At 59.2% G+C, this 733-nt stretch carries 1 protein-coding gene; it reads left to right on the forward strand.

Going from position 1 to position 733, the window contains the following annotated elements:
- Window positions 1-733, forward strand: a 733-nt coding sequence (locus HU764_RS27490; RefSeq protein WP_217835023.1) for an immunoglobulin-like domain-containing protein, incomplete at both ends; no start/stop codon positions are given.

Genomic DNA, 733 nt, shown 5'->3' on the forward strand with positions numbered 1-733 from the left:
CCACATCAACACCGCGCTGGCCCACGACCTGGTCGTGACGCTGAGCAACAACGCGGTTGTGGTGATCGAGGCCGGCAAGACTTCGAGCGAGCCGTATACCCACGACGCACAAGGCGACGACGTCTACAAAGACGCTGGCGAGATCTCGTTGGGCATCAAGTCCGCGGTCGATGTCGATGGTCGTGCCTTCGAAAACCTGCAACTGGGCGACGCGGCATCGGTCAAAGTTACCGACACCACGGATGACGTGGTGGCCAAGCTGACTGCCACGCCTTCGGTTACCGAAGGCGGTGCGATCACTTACACCATCACCCTGACCAACAAAGATGGTCTGCCAATTGATAAACACTCGGCGCTGACCTTCACGTTGAGCGACGGCACCACCGTCATCACAGTTCCGGCCAACAGCACCACTGGTTTCACCACCGTGACTGCTCCGGACAACGTCTACACCGGTACCAACGATGCGGTGATCAAATCGATCGCTACCGTCGACGGCGCGGATGTTGGCAAGTTCGAGAACCTGGTTCTGGACAAAACGCCGGTCAGCACGGCCGTCACCGACGAGCCAGGCACGCCGGGCAACGAAGGTGATCTGGTCAAAGTCACCATCACGGCTGACCAGGTATCGGTCGCTGAGAACGTCAAACCGACCTTCACCGTTCACATCAACACCGCGCTGGCCCACGACCTGGTCGTGACCTTGAGCAACAACGCCACCGTCACTATCAAG

The sequence above is a fragment of the Pseudomonas kermanshahensis genome (assembly GCF_014269205.2).
Classification (GTDB): Bacteria; Pseudomonadota; Gammaproteobacteria; order Pseudomonadales; family Pseudomonadaceae; genus Aquipseudomonas; species Aquipseudomonas kermanshahensis.